Source organism: Edaphobacter sp., assembly GCF_028283685.1.
Taxonomy (GTDB): domain Bacteria; phylum Acidobacteriota; class Terriglobia; order Terriglobales; family Acidobacteriaceae; genus Edaphobacter.
On record NZ_JAPWKF010000006.1, the window covers coordinates 349,442 to 365,092 of the forward strand.

The 15,651-nt window shown below is 62.7% G+C and carries 17 protein-coding genes; 8 read left to right on the forward strand and 9 right to left on the reverse strand.

Annotated elements, in window-relative coordinates:
- The first annotated feature begins 97 nt into the window (after positions 1-97).
- Positions 98-1,024, forward strand: a complete 927-nt coding sequence (locus PW789_RS10045) for an EamA family transporter (RefSeq protein WP_299375268.1) — start codon at positions 98-100, stop codon at positions 1,022-1,024.
- On the opposite strand, the gene PW789_RS10050 is transcribed toward PW789_RS10045, so the two are convergent.
- On the reverse strand, positions 1,014-1,490 hold the full coding sequence (locus tag PW789_RS10050; protein ID WP_299375271.1) for a cytochrome P460 family protein: 477 nt from the start codon (positions 1,488-1,490) through the stop codon (positions 1,014-1,016). The genes PW789_RS10045 and PW789_RS10050 overlap by 11 nt on opposite strands.
- Positions 1,487-2,449 (reverse strand): cytochrome P460 family protein, encoded by a 963-nt coding sequence (locus PW789_RS10055; protein ID WP_299375274.1) that lies wholly within the window; start codon positions 2,447-2,449, stop codon positions 1,487-1,489. Before PW789_RS10055 ends, PW789_RS10050 begins: the two co-directional genes overlap by 4 nt.
- Before the next feature lie 92 nt (positions 2,450-2,541).
- On the opposite strand from PW789_RS10055, the gene PW789_RS10060 reads away from it, so the two are divergent.
- On the forward strand, positions 2,542-2,979 hold the full coding sequence (locus PW789_RS10060; protein ID WP_299375277.1) for a DUF1810 domain-containing protein: 438 nt from the start codon (positions 2,542-2,544) through the stop codon (positions 2,977-2,979).
- 46 nt (positions 2,980-3,025) lie between these two features.
- Positions 3,026-3,742, forward strand: a complete 717-nt coding sequence (locus PW789_RS10065; RefSeq protein ID WP_299375280.1) for a polysaccharide deacetylase family protein — start codon at positions 3,026-3,028, stop codon at positions 3,740-3,742.
- Positions 3,743-3,773: 31 nt separating this feature from the next.
- On the opposite strand, the gene PW789_RS10070 is transcribed toward PW789_RS10065, so the two are convergent.
- Together PW789_RS10070 and hemL are read right to left on the reverse strand one after the other, a co-directional pair.
- Positions 3,774-4,661, reverse strand: a complete 888-nt coding sequence (locus PW789_RS10070; protein ID WP_299375283.1) for a creatininase family protein — start codon at positions 4,659-4,661, stop codon at positions 3,774-3,776.
- A 79-nt stretch (positions 4,662-4,740) separates the two neighbouring features.
- The gene (gene hemL, locus PW789_RS10075; protein ID WP_299375286.1) at positions 4,741-6,033 is read right to left on the reverse strand and encodes a glutamate-1-semialdehyde 2,1-aminomutase; all 1,293 of its coding nucleotides are present in this window, start codon (positions 6,031-6,033) and stop codon (positions 4,741-4,743) included.
- 61 nt (positions 6,034-6,094) lie between these two features.
- Here hemL and PW789_RS10080 point away from each other — a divergent pair, with 61 nt between their 5' ends.
- The gene (locus PW789_RS10080) at positions 6,095-6,529 is read left to right on the forward strand and encodes a thiol-disulfide oxidoreductase DCC family protein (RefSeq protein ID WP_299375289.1); all 435 of its coding nucleotides are present in this window, start codon (positions 6,095-6,097) and stop codon (positions 6,527-6,529) included.
- Between the two features lie 146 nt (positions 6,530-6,675).
- Positions 6,676-7,761, forward strand: a complete 1,086-nt coding sequence (gene purM / locus PW789_RS10085; protein WP_299375770.1) for a phosphoribosylformylglycinamidine cyclo-ligase — start codon at positions 6,676-6,678, stop codon at positions 7,759-7,761.
- 81 nt (positions 7,762-7,842) lie between these two features.
- On the opposite strand, the gene PW789_RS10090 is transcribed toward purM, so the two are convergent.
- Positions 7,843-8,523: a hypothetical protein gene (locus PW789_RS10090; protein ID WP_299375292.1), complete on the reverse strand. Its 681-nt coding sequence runs from the start codon at positions 8,521-8,523 to the stop codon at positions 7,843-7,845.
- A 317-nt stretch (positions 8,524-8,840) separates the two neighbouring features.
- Between PW789_RS10090 and PW789_RS10095 the strand changes: the two genes are divergently transcribed.
- Positions 8,841-9,965 carry a hypothetical protein gene (locus PW789_RS10095; RefSeq protein WP_299375295.1) on the forward strand — a complete coding sequence of 375 codons (1,125 nt, stop codon included), beginning with the start codon at positions 8,841-8,843 and terminating at the stop codon, positions 9,963-9,965.
- A 27-nt stretch (positions 9,966-9,992) separates the two neighbouring features.
- Here the strand turns inward: PW789_RS10095 and PW789_RS10100 are convergent, their stop codons facing one another.
- Positions 9,993-10,655, reverse strand: coding sequence for a class II aldolase/adducin family protein (locus PW789_RS10100; RefSeq protein WP_299375772.1), 663 nt, complete (start codon positions 10,653-10,655; stop codon positions 9,993-9,995).
- 128 nt (positions 10,656-10,783) lie between these two features.
- On the opposite strand from PW789_RS10100, the gene PW789_RS10105 reads away from it, so the two are divergent.
- Together PW789_RS10105 and purN are read left to right on the forward strand one after the other, a co-directional pair.
- Positions 10,784-11,824, forward strand: coding sequence for a radical SAM protein (locus PW789_RS10105; protein WP_299375298.1), 1,041 nt, complete (start codon positions 10,784-10,786; stop codon positions 11,822-11,824).
- Positions 11,825-11,882: 58 nt separating this feature from the next.
- The gene (gene purN, locus PW789_RS10110; protein ID WP_299375301.1) at positions 11,883-12,506 is read left to right on the forward strand and encodes a phosphoribosylglycinamide formyltransferase; all 624 of its coding nucleotides are present in this window, start codon (positions 11,883-11,885) and stop codon (positions 12,504-12,506) included.
- A 97-nt stretch (positions 12,507-12,603) separates the two neighbouring features.
- On the opposite strand, the gene PW789_RS10115 is transcribed toward purN, so the two are convergent.
- The 3 genes from PW789_RS10115 to PW789_RS10125 all read right to left on the reverse strand — a co-directional run bounded on the left by PW789_RS10115 (position 12,604) and on the right by PW789_RS10125 (position 15,601).
- Complete coding sequence (locus PW789_RS10115) at positions 12,604-13,818, reverse strand: trypsin-like peptidase domain-containing protein (protein WP_299375304.1); 1,215 nt, start codon at positions 13,816-13,818, stop codon at positions 12,604-12,606.
- Between the two features lie 157 nt (positions 13,819-13,975).
- Positions 13,976-14,656, reverse strand: coding sequence for a dephospho-CoA kinase (gene coaE, locus PW789_RS10120; protein ID WP_299375307.1), 681 nt, complete (start codon positions 14,654-14,656; stop codon positions 13,976-13,978).
- 6 nt (positions 14,657-14,662) lie between these two features.
- Positions 14,663-15,601: a bifunctional 5,10-methylenetetrahydrofolate dehydrogenase/5,10-methenyltetrahydrofolate cyclohydrolase gene (locus PW789_RS10125; protein WP_299375310.1), complete on the reverse strand. Its 939-nt coding sequence runs from the start codon at positions 15,599-15,601 to the stop codon at positions 14,663-14,665.
- Positions 15,602-15,651 lie beyond the last annotated feature (50 nt).

The window sequence follows — 15,651 nt, forward strand, 5'->3', positions numbered from 1 at the left end:
GGCAGGGCGAGAGTTCCGCCACCCGTCAACGTTCTGGCCTCTGCTGTCAGCAGGGCGACGACGGCCCGGCTTTCTGCTGGTAAGGTGAATATCACCCATGGCACAGGCCAGCCCCATCGACGAGAGCACCCGTGCGCGCACCGGGCTTACGTTTGGCGCATTTGCTGCTTTTTTTGCCATCTACTTTCTGTGGGGAACGACCTTCTTCGCCATCCGCGTCGCGGTGCGCGAGATTCCGCCGCTCTTCGCCGCGGGCACCCGTATGCTCCTCGCCGGGGTGATTCTGCTCGGCTTCATGAAGCTGCGCGGTGCGACTCGCCCGACAGTACAGCAGTGGCGAAGCCTCAGCATCATGGGCGTGCTGATGTTCGCCGTCAACTATGCCGGTCTCTTCTGGGCGGAGAAGTATCTCTCGTCCGGGATCGCCGCCGTGGTTGGCGCGACGATCCCGCTGATGGTCGTCGCCTGCGAGATCCTCTTCGGCCTGCAGGCCTTCCGCTGGACCGCGATGGCCGCCGTACTGCTGGGCTTCTGCGGCGTTGGCGTGCTGATGATCCCCGACGCCAGGCTGACCGTGCCGGTATTGCCTGTACTGGCCATCATCGTTGGCGTCGCCGGCTGGTCGCTGGGCACGGTGTGGAGCAAGAAGCTGCCGCTGCCTGCGTCGAAGCCGGTGACGGCGGGCGCTTCGATGATGATCGGCGGTGCGGTGCTGCTTGTCTTCTCGGCTGCCATCGGCGAGATGCATCCGTGGCCGCACATCTCGCGCAGTGCGGGGCTGGCGCTGGCGTATCTGGTCACCTTCGGCTCGCTGATTGCGTACACGGCATACGTGTGGCTGCTGAGCCATATGCCCGCCAGCACTGTGGCCAGTTATGCGTATGTCAACCCGGTCGTGGCGGTCGTCCTCGGTCACTTTGTCGCCGACGAGGTGATTACGCCGCGCATGCTCGTGGGAGCGGCGCTGGTGCTGGTCAGCGTCTATCTCATCCTGCGTCTCAATCGCCAGACGGCTAAGGTATAACCGCGGCACGCAGGTGCAGGATGAAGTCGATGCGGCTGCCGGACTGATCGCTTGCTGCCTGTGCCAGCGGCGATCCGCGATACACCGCATACTGCGGTTGTGCGCCGATACTGACAAATTCAACCGTCTGCGGCTTGCCGGGAATCTTCGCGCCGAACCAGTGCGGGTCGTCGCGCTCTGCCCAGGTCACCAGCGCCAGCACCGAGCCAGCGGGATACGCCGCGCCCGCCGTGGAGCGCGCATAGGCGACCGCTGCATCGTTGCCGTAGAGCGTCGAGGTCGTCGCTGCGGCGCGATTGGTCAAGGTGGTAATCGGCTTCCACGCCAGCGGATTATAGGGAAGCTGTCCGGTGAGTGCAGCGACGTGGTTTGTGGCTGCGGCCTCCGGCTTGCGTTCGTTGCAGCCGGCCAGAACCAACAGGCCGCAGGCGATGGCGGGCAGATACTTCTTCCAGGGCGCGTTCACTGAAGTCCCTCCAGCGGAAAGGTGTAGACGTAGTCGTTGTGGCGCACCGGGTTGTGGCAACCGACGCACTCTGCGGTGAAGCCTGCGTCCTTGCCGTAGGGCTTCAGGTCCATGCCGCGCCAGCGCGCGTAGCCCCAGCCCCTGGTTGACGCATACTTTGCGCTGTCCTTGATCATGAACTCCACCTGGAGAAAGGCTCCGGCGCGCGTGTTTCCGTCCGCGTCCGGCTGCTGCTGCCATGCGGACTTGGCGAAGATGGTGCCGTCGGGCCACGGGTTGATGCGGTGCTCCGCGATAGCGCGCACGGCGACGTCGTTGCCGAAGATGATGCGCATGGTGTGGTTGTCGAAGCGGTCGGTGGTGCTGATCGCCTTCCAGTTCTTCCAATCCTGCGGGTAGGCGATGCCGTTGGGTGAGAGTTGCACCTCAAGCTTCGTGCCGCTCGCCTGAATCCAGTGGTTGTACTGCTCGTCGGCTGCGGTCTTTGCCTTGTCGTCGGGGGCGGGAGCGGGAGACGGCGGGTTGAGATAGTTCTTCAGGACGGCAAGATCGGCATCGGAGAGACGCGCATGCGGATGCAGCGCAAGATAGCTCGGCAGGGGCATCGCGCCCAGCTGTGCCTGGTTGACCGCCTCCCACAGCAGGCCCTTCTGCTGGGCGGCGGGAAGCTTCGCGATCTCGGAGAAGTTCAGGTGGCTGCGGGCCATCTTCACGTCGCGGGCAGCGATCCAATAGGCAGGCGCCACCTGGTCGAACCATGCCAGTTGCGTCTCGTTCGAGTGGCAGTTGTAGCAGGAGTTGCGGAGGACGCGCTTGACCTCGGGAGGTGCCGCAAGCTCGGCTGTCGCTGGAGGATTGCCGATCGCAGGCCTCACGAACTGCGCGGCCAGAAAGACCAGCAATCCGATGATGACAAGCGAAAACAAGACGCGTGGCAGGCTGGAACGTTCTATCGTCACATCTCCTTAGAGCCCTGCAGGAGATGTTTCGTTACATCAAATAATCTTATGGTCCATAACGGACCACCGGGATTCTGGAATTGGAGCGACCGATGGAGAACAATCAATACGACCTGGAGCGCTTTGTCAGAGCGCAGGCCGGTGTCTACGACCGCGCACTCGCTGAGCTGCGTGCGGGCGAGAAGCGCAGCCACTGGATGTGGTTCGTCTTTCCGCAGATCAAGGGGCTGGGCATGAGCGAGATGTCGGTGCGCTTTGCGATCTACTCACTGGATGAGGCGAAGGCCTATCTTGCGCATCCTGTTCTGGGGGCGCGACTGATCGAGTGCGTCGAGGCGGTTCTGGCGGTACGCGGCAAAACCGCCGATGAGATCTTCGGCTATCCCGACGATCTGAAGTTTCGCTCCAGCCTCACCCTGTTTGCGAAGGCTTCCGGTGATGGTTCTGTCTTTGAGCGCGCACTCGATCAGTATTTTGATGGCGCGATGGACGACGCCACGCTCAGGCAGCTGGGTGCGGCGGTGAGATGATTAAGCATCGGTGAGGTGATGAAGCCATGAACGAGATGATGAAGCCATGAACGTCGCGGCAATCTCAGGTACGGCGGCCGTCGCAATGGCTGCGGCGGGTACGGTGGCATGGGCCGCGCTTTCGCCCGGATCGCAGATCTTCGGCCCCACCCTGATCGCGCCGCGCAATGCGGCGGAGATCGCGCTGACCTACGACGACGGCCCAAATCCTGCGGCCACGCCCGCACTGCTTGAGGTCCTGGCGAAGTACAACGTGCGTGCCACCTTCTTTCTCATCGGCGGATTCGTGCGCCAGTGTCCGCAGATCGTGCGTGAGATGCACGCCGCGGGGCACCTCCTCGGCAATCACACGATGACGCACCCCTGGCTGCCGTGGCAGAGCGCTGCACGCATTCGCGAGGAGCTTCACGGAACCAGCGCCGTCCTCGAAGACGTCCTCGGCGAGCCGGTTCGCTTCTTTCGCGCACCCCACGGCGCACGTCGGCCTGTCGTTCTCGCAACAGCACGCGAGATGGGTATGACGCCGGTACAGTGGAACCTGATCTGCGGCGACTGGATGCAGATCGGCGCCGACAAGCTGCATCAGCGCATCGAGCGCGGCGTCGCCCGCAACCGCAGCCGCGGCTTCGCCTCCAACATCGTGCTGCACGATGGCGGACAGCAGGGGCTGGGCCAGGATCGCATGCAGACGGTACAGGCGACCGAGCGCTTTCTTGCGAAGCATCAGAAGACAAGCTTCGTCACCGTCGATGCCTGGACGTAGCTTCCTGAACATATCCGCCTGGACGTAGCCGCTACTGCGGCGTGTCCAACGGGTGCGTCGACTTCTCGAAGTACTCGGTCTGCAGCTTCAGGCTGACGTCATCGGCCTTGATGGCGGCCAGCGCCCTGGTCACCGAATCCACCCACCAGTTCATCTGGAACTCGCCCAGCTCGTGCGATGCTGCGCCGCCATCGCCCGCATAGTGATCGGGGAAGCGCGCATACCACCAGATGCCGGTGTAGACGCCGTCGGGCAGCGGCTGGCGATGCTGGTCGGCGCCTGACTCCTTTTCGGCGCGATCGGGATGCACGAGGTCCGGCCGCACGATCATCAGCTTCGAGGTCTCGCTCTCGCCCGCATGCTGATCGTTGGTGGTCTTCTTCTTCGGGCCGCCGGTGGGCGGTACGCGCTGGTCGAAGAGATACACCACGTAGTCATGCGGCGTATTCAGCTGCGACTGCAGGAAGTAGGGCAGCAGGTGGTTGTTGCCGCCGTGCCCGTTGACGATGAGGATCTTCTTGCAGCCGTTGCGCGCCATCTCGTCGGTCGTCGCCTGCAAAAGGGCCAGCTGCAGCTCGCGGCTGTAGGAGACGGTGCCGGGCTCCTGCCGCGCCTCGGCGATCTGGCCGAAGTAGTACTCGGGGAAGACGACGGCGTACTGCTTCTCCGCGGCGTGCAGCGCGACGTAACGCGCATTCAGCAGGTCGGAGCCGATGGGCAGGTGCGGCCCATGCTTCTCGAGGATGCCGATGGGAAGAAGGCAGGTGTTCTGCGCCTGGTGGATCGCCTTCACGAAGTCCGGCCCGGTCAGCTCCTCCCAGTGCGCGGAGAGCTTCTCCTGCGCCTGAACCAGCGGCGCAAAGCCCATCATGAAGGGAAGCAGGATTGCAGCAAGGCGGACGCTTCTTCTGGTTCTCATCGATACTCCGTTGGTTATTTGGAATCTGCCATCGAAACGAACTACTGCCATGGGAACGAGCTACGGTCGTTAAAACGAACTACCGCCGGAGTGCCTTGCCTGCTGCTTCGAGGATCAGCGCGACCTCAACTTCGCCGTGGGCGATCGAGACGAACGCCGCCTCAAACTGGCTGGGTGGAAGCCAGACGCCGTTCTCGAGCATCGCGCGATGGAAACGACCGAAGGCGGCTGTATCCGAGGTCGCGGCCGAGGCGTAGTCGAACACCTCGTTTCCCGTGAAGAACCATGTGAACATCGAGCCGACCTGGTTGGTTGTGAGCTTGATGCCGCGCTCTGTTGCAATCGCGGCGACGCCACTGGCGATCTCCGCGGTTGTCTTTGCCAGCCTGGGATAGATCGTGTGCTGGTTGGCGATCAGGTGCTCGATGGTGGCGATACCGGCGGCCATCGCCAGCGGATTGCCGCTCAACGTTCCGGCCTGGTAGACCGGCCCCAGCGGCGCGAGATGATTCATGATGTCGGCGCGTCCGCCGAAGGCGGCGCAGGGCAGCCCGCCGCCGATGATCTTGCCCAGCGTCGTCAGGTCCGGCTTGATGCTGTAGAGCTGCTGCGCGCCGCCGAGCGAGAGCCGGAAGCCGGTCATCACCTCGTCGAGGATCAGCAGAGCGCCGTGCTGGTGCGCGATGTCGCGCAGCCCTTCCAGGTAGCCGATCAGCGGAGCGATGGTTCCGGCGTTGCCGACGACCGGCTCGACGATGATGCATGCGATCTCGCGTGGCCGCGTGGCGAAGGCCTGCCTGACGGCCTCAAGATCGTTGTAGGGCAGAGCGATGGTGTGCATCACCGTCTCGTCCGGCACGCCGGCGGAGCCGGGGATGCCGAGCGTCGCAACGCCCGAACCTGCCTTGACCAGCATGGCGTCGGAGTGGCCGTGATAACAGCCTTCGAACTTGATGACGAACTTGCGGCCGGTGAAGCCGCGCGCCAGCCGGATGGCCGTCATGCAGGCCTCGGTGCCGGAGTTCACGAAGCGCATCTTCTCCAGAGAAGGGAAGCACTGCTGCACCAGTCCTGCCAGCGTCGATTCCGCTGCCGTCGATGCTCCGAAGCTCGCGCTGAAACCTGCCGCCTCGCGGATGGCCTCGACCACTGGAGGAAAGGCGTGGCCCAGAATCATCGGCCCCCACGAGCCGAACATGTCGAGATAGCGATTGCCGTCCTCGTCGTACAGATAGGCGCCCTCGGCGCGAACCAGGAACGGAGGATCGCCACCCACGGAGCGAAAGGCGCGGACGGGCGAGTCCACGCCGCCGGGAAGAAGCGATTCGGCGCGTTGCTGCAGCTGGCGGGAGCGTGTGAGATTGAGCGGCATTGCAATCAGTATAAGGTTGCTGCATAGCGTCGTTGCTGACGCTGCGGTAAACGGACGAAGAATGACGCCAGACGAACGCACAGCCATCGCGGACCACCCGACGCTGCTCTACGACGGCGTCTGCGCGTTGTGCAACGGCGTGGTGCGCTTTGTGCTGCGGCACGATCGTGCGGGAGTCTTTCGCTTCGCCGCGCTCGACAGCGATGCGGCCCGCGAGCTTATGGACGGCGCGGCGGCTACGCAGGACGGCGTCGCGCTGGTGTTGCAGCCGCTTACGGCAGCGCAGCGCATTCTGTATCGCTCCGATGCGGTCGCCGAGGCGCTGCGGCTACTGGGGTGGCGGCGGCGTGCGGCGCTTTTGGCAGCAGTTCCTCGTCCGCTGCGCGAGTCAGGCTACGGTATCGTGGCCCGGCTGCGTTACCGGCTTTTTGGGAGGTACGCGGTGTGCCCGCTGCCTGCAGCGGAGCATCGAAAGCGCTTCGTGGGCTTGCGATGAGCGGCGGAAAGGCACAGCACCGACGTAACCCCTGTGAATACAGGATTTAGCGCCAGCGACCGCTCTGCTGCTAGACTTAAACCTCTGCGTCACAGCATATTTCCCTACCCACGGAGAGCATTTTGCCGGAGAACGTCACCGCTACCATGGCCAACACGACGAAACAGAATTCCGCTAAGCCGAAGCCAGTATCGGTGGCCAAGAAGCCCATCAGTTACGCTGACGCGGGCGTCGATATCTCCGCCGCGGACAAGTCGAAGCACCGCATCAAAATGCTGGCGCGCAAGACCTTCAACAAGCAGGTTCTCAGTGAGATCGGCGGCTTCGGCGGCCTCTTCGCACTCGACCTGGAGAAGTATCCCAATCCCGTGCTGGTCTCTTCGGCAGACGGCGTGGGCACCAAGCTGAAGGTCGCCTTCGAGCTGGGCATTCACCACACCGTCGGGCAGGATCTGGTGAACCACTGCACCAACGACATCGCGGTGCAGGGCGCGACGCCGCTCTTCTTCCTCGATTACCTGGCCACCGGCAAGCTGGAGAACTCGGTCGTCGAAACCGTCGTGCAGGGCATCTCCGATGCCTGCCGCGCCAACGGCTGCGCCCTGATCGGCGGCGAGACCGCGCAGATGCCCGGCTTCTACGGCGACGGCGAGTACGACCTTGCCGGAACCATTATCGGCGCCGTCAGCCGCGACAAGATCATCACCGGCGATGGCATCCAGGTGGGCGATGTCCTGCTCGGCCTGCCCTCCAACGGCCTGCACACCAACGGCTACTCGCTGGCCCGCAAGCTGTTGTTCGACGTCGCCAAGTACGGTCCCGAGCAGTACGTCAACGAACTGAAGGACAAGACCGGCGCCGCATTGATGCGCATTCACCGCAGCTATCTGAGCATCATCAAGAAGCTCATTAACGGCGAGGTCGTCTCAGGCATGGCGCACATCACCGGCGGCGGCATCACCGAGAACCTTCCCCGCATCATCCCCAAGGGCATGGGCGCGCATGTCGATCTCGCATCATGGCAGGTTCCGCCGCTCTTCGAGCATCTGCAGGTGCTGGGCAAGGTGGAGCAGGACGAGATGATGCGCACCTTCAACATGGGCATCGGCATGATCATCGTCGTTCCCGCCGAGAAGGTGAAGAAGGCCAAGGCCATCCTCAACCGTGCCAACGAGCGCTTCCACATCATCGGCCGCATCGTGCGCGGCGAGCGCAAGGTCAGCTACAACTAGTTTTCTCTGCAGCGCAGAAAGAAGGAGCCAGTCGAATCGACTGGCTCCTTTCGCGTTCAGGCGCGATTTTTTTTTTGAGCGTCACTTGTAAAGGTTGAAGACAATGCCCGCGCGGGACGAGAAGCTCTGATTCCACTTGCCGCTTGCGTCCACCCTCTCTCCCTGGTATTCGCCGGGGATGAGCTGGAAGGCGATGCTGCGCGTCACCTTCATGTCGATGCCCACACCGGCCTTGGCCACGGGGTTCCAGTCGACGAGGTTGTTCTGTGAGCTCACCGAACGCATCTCGCCTCCCTCGCCGTAGACGAAGGGGGTAAAGCGCGAGTGCGGGGCAAACGTGTAGCGCGGTCCGGCAGCCATGATCAGCCGGCGCTGGTTGTAGTCCACTCCCATCACGTACAGGCTGGTGAAGTCTCCCTGGAAGCCGATGTGCCTGGTCAGGTTGATCTCAGGCGTTACCGCAAAACCCATCATGCTGTGATTGCGGTCGGTGGGGCTGGTCTGGAAGAGATACACGTAGCTCATCGCAACCGAGCCGATCGGTGTCTGATCCTTCTTCTTCTGCTGCATGGTGGTCATCGTCGAGGTTTGTGCAGCGCGAGTGTTCTCCGGCAGAGGAGCATCGATGGCAGGCGCCGTAACGGAGCTCACCTCGGTGCTTGAACTGCTGGATGTTGCGCTGGAACTGACTCCATCGAGCCCCTGTGCAAGCGATGCCGCGGTCGTTCCAAGCAGCAACAGGAAACACAACTGGTACTTCATTTGTTTACTCCTTCCGTTGTTCGCCTAAGTGTTGATAGACGATTGGTTAACGGACTATTACCAATAACGGATGCCGAGCCGTCGCCTTGCGGTTTTCTACCGTTCGTCACTGTTTTTGTCCCGCTGCATTTGGTGTTTCGGTTACCGCGCAGTCGAAAAAAAATAGCGTTCGATCTTCGACAAGCCGGGAGAATCGCTGCTTTCCATTGCATGCATCATGCGTCGTGCCGGGAACGCAGGACGGCTGCGTTTCGCAGGAGCTGTGCTAAGCTCACCGTAATTTCCTGAACATTCTTCTCTGCCCGGAGACCGCTCGCGTGAAGGCCTCTTTCCTCGCCGCAGTGCTGTTGTCCCTCTCGTTTGCGTCGTGCCGTTCTGCGTATGCAGGCGGTGGTGACTCTGCGAATGCAGCGCCGCACGGGTGGAACCGCTTTACCGCGGCAAAGTATCTGGACACGCGGCAGACGTGGTGGATGAACTGGCCCAAGGCGCGCCGCGATCACGAGACGGCGTGCATCTCCTGCCACACCGCGGTGCCCTATGCGTTGTCGCGCCTGACGCTGCGTCACGCGCTCAACGAATCGTCACCGTCTGCGCCCGAGCGGGAGATGCTCGGCTACATCACGCGGCGGGTGACGTTGTGGAATGAGCTCGAGCCCTTCTACAGCGATCAGAAGGTGGGTCCGCGCAAGACGGTCGAGTCGCGCGGCACGGAGTCCGTGCTCAACGCGCTGATTCTTGTGCGCTACGATTCGCTGCAGGGGAAACATCTTTCTCCGCTTACCGAACAGGCGCTTCACAACATGTGGGCCACGCAGCTCACCAGCGGCGATGTTGCAGGCTCGTGGGAGTGGCTCAACTTCCACAATGCGCCGTGGGAGTCCGATGAGTCGCACTACTACGGCGCTGCTCTGGCTGCCGTCACTGTCGCGATTGCTCCCGATCACTATCGCAATCGCCCCGAGATTCAGAAGGGTCTCGCATCGCTTCGTGAGTACCTGACGAAGAACTATGACAAGCAGCCGATGGCCAATCGGCTTGTCGTGCTGTGGGCGGCGAAGAATGTTCCGGGCCTTCTGACGAAGACGCAGCACAAGGCGCTTCTGGAGGATCTGCAGCGTCTGCAGCGGCCCGATGGAGGCTGGAGCCTCAAGGACTTCGGCCAATGGAAGCGTCGTGACAACACGCCGGTCGATGCGCGCAGCGATGGCTACGCCACCGGCCTTACGGTCTTCGCATTGAAGGAGTCGGGCATCTCGCCGCGCAGGCCCGAGATGAAGCGTGCGGTTCAGTGGCTCATCGTCAACCAGGATGCAACGCAGGGGTTGTGGCCCGCTTACTCGCTCAACAAGCAGCGCGATCCTGCGACCGATGCCGCGCGCTTTATGAACGATGCAGCGACCAGCTACGCCGTGATGGCGCTTGAAGATGTTCGGCGCTGAGGGGGAAGCTCAGTGCCTCTTCGTCGTTTAGTGCATCTTCGCCAGTGCATTCTGCACGTAGCGTTCCTTGGCCTGCAGCAGATCGTCGATGGCGAGCTGCTGCAGCGGCCGCGCCGAGCCTAGCTGATGGGCTACCAGGCAGATGTTGGCGAAGTGCTCTACCGTCTCCATCTTGAGAAACGCATCCAGCAGATTCTCTCCATAGGCCACCGCGCCGTGATTTGCCATCAGGATGGCGGAGTGATGAGGAATAAGCGCGGCGAGGCTCTGTGCCAGCGCATCGGTCCCCGTCGTGGCGTAGGGAGCAAGCGGCACAGGGCCTAGCGTCATCACGGCTTCGGCGCACAGCGGCTCGTCAAGCGCGCGACCCGCACAGGCGAATCCTGTCGCAATGGGAGGATGCGCGTGTACGACAGCGCGAATGTCATGGCGCGCGCGATAAACGGCCAGATGCATGCCGATCTCACTGGTAACTTTGCGCGTGCCCGAGATCTGCCGCCCGTCGAGATCGACGATGACCATGTCCGCGGCTCGCATCAGGTACTTGCTGCAACCTGTTGGGGTTGCAAGGATCGTGCCGTCCTCGAGGCGCACGGAAAGATTGCCTGAAGTTCCCGGCATGAAGCCTTTGCGATAGAGCCAGCGTCCGAAGCGGACCAGTTCGCGGCGGTATTCTTGTAGCGCAAGCATCTCGGTCAATGGTTCACTCCTGCTGGGCACCATTATTACCATTTTCCACGTTTTGTGCGTCCAATGAATCATGATCGCGTCATTTGCGTCTTATCTCATAAGACAAGTTGAAGCGCCTGAGGAGGCTGATGAAGACATCGGAGATACTGCATGCTTGGGCTGGGATACTTGCCGGCCGTAAGCCTTCTCTTTCGATAGAGATCACGAAGGAATGCCCACTCCGCTGTCCTGGTTGTTACGCGTTCGATGCGGCTCATCTTGGCGGTGAGACAGAACTACGGCAGCTGTCCGACTTCAAGGGCGATGAGCTTGTGCAAAAGATTCTTGCCATCGTCGATCGCGAGCGTCCGCTGCACGTCTCGATCGTCGGAGGCGACCCGCTGGTGCGGTATCGCGAGCTGGAGAAGATTCTTCCTGCTCTCGAAGAGCGCGGCATCTTCACGCAGGTCGTCACCAGCGCCTTTCGCGTCATTCCGGCGGAGTGGCAGCGCTTCAAGCGCCTCACGGTCGCCGTCTCCATCGACGGCCTGCAGCCGGAACACGATGAGCGCCGCAAGCCCGCGACCTACGAGCGCATCCTGAAGACGACGGCCGACGCGAAGATCACGATCCACTCCACCATCACCGGCAACATCGCCGCGCGCCCCGGTTATCTCGAAGAGTTCGTGCGTTTCTGGAGTGAGCAGCCGCAGGTGCATCGCATCTGGTTCAGCCTCTTCACGCCGCAGATCGGCGCCACCGGGCCGGAGATTCTTACCCAGGAGCAGCGCGCCTACGTGGTCGAAGATCTGCATCGCCTGCGCGCCCTCTTTCCCAAACTCCAGATGCCTGAGCGTCTGGTCGACGAGATTGCGCATCCTCCGGCCAGTCCGAAGGACTGCATCTTTGCGCGCACGACGCACACCATCTCCGCCGATCTCAAGACGAAGATCACGCCGTGCCAGTTCGGTGGCGAACCGGACTGCTCGCAGTGCGGCTGCATGGCGTCGATGGCGCTGGCTGCCGTCGGGCACTACCGCGTTGTCGGCCCGTTGACCGCGGGGCATCTCTACTTCGCCTCCGACAAGATCGGGAACGCATGGCGCGAGATGATGCACGTCTTCTCTCCGGAGCGCGTGGAGGTGGACTCCACCTCGCCATTCAACATCATCGGCAACTCCGCGAACTGAGCGCGGATTCTCTGTGTTGAACGCCTCGTTTAAAATCGAGAGCGAAGGGAATACTCTCGTGCATCGACTTGGCATCCTCCTCTCGGGTAGAGGCTCGAACTTTCTTGCAATCCATCGCGCCATCGCGGAGGGTCGCATTCCGAACACCGAGATCGCCGTCGTGCTCTCGAACAAGCCCGATGCGCCCGGGCTCGATGCGGCACGCTCACTCGGCCTGAAGGCGCTGGCCATTCCGCAGGAGGGCAAAGGCCCCGAGGCACGCGCCGCGCACGATGCCAGGATGATCGCCGCGCTCCAGGAGGCTGGCATCGATCTGGTGTGTCTCGCGGGCTATATGCGCATCATCACGCCTGCGTTCGTTGCGGCGTTTCCCAACCGCATTCTCAATGTCCATCCGTCGTTGCTCCCGGCCTTCCCAGGCCTCGACGCACAACACCAGGCCTTCGACTACGGAGCGAAGGTTGCAGGCTGCACCGTCCACTTCGTCGATGAGGCCGTCGACCATGGCGTCATCATCCTGCAGAAGACCGTGCCCGTGCTCGACGAGGACACGGCGGAGACGCTCTCCGCTCGCATCCTTGTCGAGGAGCACATCGCCTACGCGGAAGCCATCGCCCGTGTGCTGAGCGGAGAATATCGCATCGAAGGCCGCCACTTCCTGAAGCAGGCCGGCACTTTCTGAAATAGATGCGAGCTAAAGAAGCGCAAAGCAGAGGGGCATGACGATTGTTCGTCATGCCCCTCTGTATTTCTTCCGGCGTCATTTTTTCTTCCAGCGCCTACGTGGACTGGTCGCGACTGTCGTGGTCTTTCGCGTCTCCTAGCGTGACCTTGATGTCCATCTTCTTTCTTCCGCGGAAGATGGTGACGGTGACTGCATCACCGGCACGGTGAGAGTTCATCGCCGCGGCGAGGTCCTGTGCGCTGGTGATCTCGTCGCCGTCCATGGCCACGATCAGGTCTCCACCCAGCATGACGGGCTCATTGCCCTGGTAGGCGCGCTGCGTGCCGCCGTGTAGCCCGGCATGCTCGGCTGCGCCTCCCGGCAGCACCCGCTCGATCAGCACGCCGTAATCGACAGGCAGCTTCAGCTGCTCGGCAATGTAGGGGCCGATGGGAATGGTGACGATATCCAGCGACGGACGGCGGATGTAGCCGTATTTCGCATAGTCGTCGAGGATAGCGCGCGCCGTGTTGATGGGGATGGCGAAGCCGATGCCAGAGCTCTGGTCTGCGCCGTTGCTGGCGATCATCGTGGTGATACCGATCACCTCACCGCGCGAGTTCAGCAGCGGTCCGCCGGAGTTGCCGGGGTTGACCGCAGCATCCGTCTGGATGGCGTCCTCGATCGGAGCGCCGTTGGGGCTGCGCACCGAGCGGATGGCCGAGATGATGCCGCGCGTCATCGTGCCGTTCAGGCCGAAGGGATTGCCGATGGCATACACGCGCTGGCCCACCATCAGGTTGCGCGAATCGGACAGCGTTACAGGCACCAGGTTGGGTGCGTCGATCTTGATCAGCGCGAGGTCGTGGTTGGCGTCGCGAGCCAGCACCTTGGCCTTGTACTTGTGCTTGTCGGAGAGAGAGGCCTCCACGCGCTGCGCGTTGCCGATCACGTGATTGTTGGTCAGGATCAGGCCATCCTTGGTCAGCACGAAGCCCGAGCCCTGGCCCTGCTGCGGCACCGGCCCGTAGAAGAAGTCGAACGCGACCTCGGTGGAGGTGATGTTCACCACCGAAGGCAGCGCCTTCTTGTAGACGCCGATGTTCTGTTGCTCCTCCGTGTCGAAGGCAGGGGCGGCCGCAGCCTCAGTCAGATGAAAGCTGCCGCCAGGGCCGGAGATCTCCTCCGCCGTGGTATTCGCATCCGGAGCCGAATGTAGCCACGGGAAGAGCTTTCCTGCGGACGAGGAGTGCGTCGTTACGTAGTAAAAGCCGCTGAGCAGCAGCAGGACAAGCAGAACTGGGCGGAGTTTCTTCGTCTTACCGGGCAAGTCTTCTCCCTTGTCGCCGTTGAGAACGCGACTATCCGTAAATTGTATCGACAGGTTTCGCTGTCAGCCAGCGTATCGAGAGATACGGCAACTGCCGCAATGCTTTCCTACTGATGACAGACGCCTTACGCAGCCTTCGGGCTGTATCGGCCATTGGCTATGGTGTGTTGCGAGCGGCGAAGTCGAGCATCTCCCACAGCTCTTCCACCAGCTCTTCCAGCTCCTCCAGCGTGCCGTCGTTGGGCAGGATAAAGTCGCTCATCGACTCCTTTTCTGCATCGGGAATCTGCTGCGCAAGGCGTCGCCGCGCCTCGGCCTCCAGCTCCTGGCGGCGCTCGGGTGTTGGCGGCGTATCGCCGCAGACACGCTGAATGTAGCGCTCGATCTTGGTCTCGTCGTTTGCCGTGACCAGCACGATGCAGTCGAAGCGCGAGCGCCAGGGAGCATCGGGATCGCCGCCTGCCGCTGCTCCGTGCTTCGTCTCGAAGAGCAGCGCCGACTCGACGATGATGATGGCAGCAGGCTCTTCTTCGGCGATCTCGGTCATGATGGCGGCCTGCTCCGCGATCGTCGCCGGATGCACGATCGCATTCAGCTCCTCGACGCGGCCGTCGGCAAAGGCGATCTTCGCCAGCGCCTGCCGGTCGAGCTGGCCGTCCTGCTGCACCACGCCTCTGCCGAAGCGGTGCACGATGGCGTTGTAGACCGCCTCGCCCGGCTGCATCAGGTCGCGGGCGATCTCATCGGCCTGCAGCACGTACGCGCCGTACTGCGCGAACAGGAGGGCAGCGGTGGATTTCCCGCTGCCCAGCCCGCCCGTAAGTCCAACACGCAGCATGTGTGGTTACTTGCTCTCTGCGCTGAAGCCGCGGCGCAGCCTGGCGGCCTTGACGGTGTTGTGCATCAGCATCGCGATCGTCAGCGCGCCCACGCCTCCGGGGACCGGGGTGTAGGCGCTGGAGATCTTGAACGCCGCGGGATCGATATCGCCCACGATTACGGAGCCCTTCTTCTCGAAGGTTGCGGCGCGCTTCTCGTCTCCTGCAAAGAACTTCTCGACGTCTGCCTTGTCGGTCAGGCGGTTGATGCCTACGTCGATCAGCACCGCGCCGGGCTTGACCATCTCAGCGGTGATGAAGCCGGGGCGTCCGATGGCGGCGACGATGATGTCCGCGCCGCGCGTGACCGCGGCCAGGTCGTGCGTCCTGCTGTGGCAGACCGTCACCGTGGCCGATTCGTTCAACAGCAGCAGGGCGGCGGGCTTGCCCACGATGTCCGAGCGGCCGACGACGACCGCGTTCTGACCCGCGATGGGCAGCCTGGCGCGCTTCAGCACCTCGATGATGCCGGCAGGCGTGCACGGCTGCAGGCCGGGCTGGCCACTCTGCAGGCGACCCGCGTTGACCGGGTGAAAGCCGTCGACGTCCTTGTCCGGCGAGACGGCTTCGAGCAGCCTCTTGGTGTCGACGTGCTTGGGCAGCGGCAGCTGGATCAGGATGCCGTCGATGTCCTCGCGGGCGTTCAGCTTCGCCACCAGCTCCAGCATCTCTTCGGTGGTGACGGTCTCGGGCGGCGCGATCAGCTCGCTGAAGATGCCCAGCTCGCCGCAGGTCTTCACCTTGCTGCGAACGTAAATCTCGGAGGCGGCGACGTTGCCGACCAGGATGACGGCGAGCCCAGGGGTGATGCCCTGCTCGACCAGCTTGGAGACCTCAAGACCAACCTCGGCCTTGATCTCCGAGGCGATGGCGACTCCGTCCAGAACGTGCGGTTGTTTTGTCATAGCTGGTGTTAATGGTATCGCGAGGGCGGCTGCCCTGCCCGTAACGGTGG

What these genes read in the sequence shown, in the direction of transcription:
- purM (WP_299375770.1), top strand. Translation starts at nt 6,676, where the DNA reads ATGGCCAACACGACGAAACAGAATTCCGCTAAGCCGAAGCCAGTATCG.
- PW789_RS10080 (WP_299375289.1), top strand. Translation starts at nt 6,095, where the DNA reads ATGACGCCAGACGAACGCACAGCCATCGCGGACCACCCGACGCTGCTC.
- PW789_RS10065 (WP_299375280.1), top strand. Translation starts at nt 3,026, where the DNA reads ATGAACGTCGCGGCAATCTCAGGTACGGCGGCCGTCGCAATGGCTGCG.
- PW789_RS10125 (WP_299375310.1), bottom strand. Translation starts at nt 15,601, where the DNA reads ATGACAAAACAACCGCACGTTCTGGACGGAGTCGCCATCGCCTCGGAG.
- PW789_RS10100 (WP_299375772.1), bottom strand. Translation starts at nt 10,655, where the DNA reads ATGCTTGCGCTACAAGAATACCGCCGCGAACTGGTCCGCTTCGGACGC.
- coaE (WP_299375307.1), bottom strand. Translation starts at nt 14,656, where the DNA reads ATGCTGCGTGTTGGACTTACGGGCGGGCTGGGCAGCGGGAAATCCACC.
- PW789_RS10105 (WP_299375298.1), top strand. Translation starts at nt 10,784, where the DNA reads ATGAAGACATCGGAGATACTGCATGCTTGGGCTGGGATACTTGCCGGC.
- PW789_RS10045 (WP_299375268.1), top strand. Translation starts at nt 98, where the DNA reads ATGGCACAGGCCAGCCCCATCGACGAGAGCACCCGTGCGCGCACCGGG.
- hemL (WP_299375286.1), bottom strand. Translation starts at nt 6,033, where the DNA reads ATGCCGCTCAATCTCACACGCTCCCGCCAGCTGCAGCAACGCGCCGAA.
- PW789_RS10070 (WP_299375283.1), bottom strand. Translation starts at nt 4,661, where the DNA reads ATGAGAACCAGAAGAAGCGTCCGCCTTGCTGCAATCCTGCTTCCCTTC.
- PW789_RS10090 (WP_299375292.1), bottom strand. Translation starts at nt 8,523, where the DNA reads ATGAAGTACCAGTTGTGTTTCCTGTTGCTGCTTGGAACGACCGCGGCA.
- PW789_RS10060 (WP_299375277.1), top strand. Translation starts at nt 2,542, where the DNA reads ATGGAGAACAATCAATACGACCTGGAGCGCTTTGTCAGAGCGCAGGCC.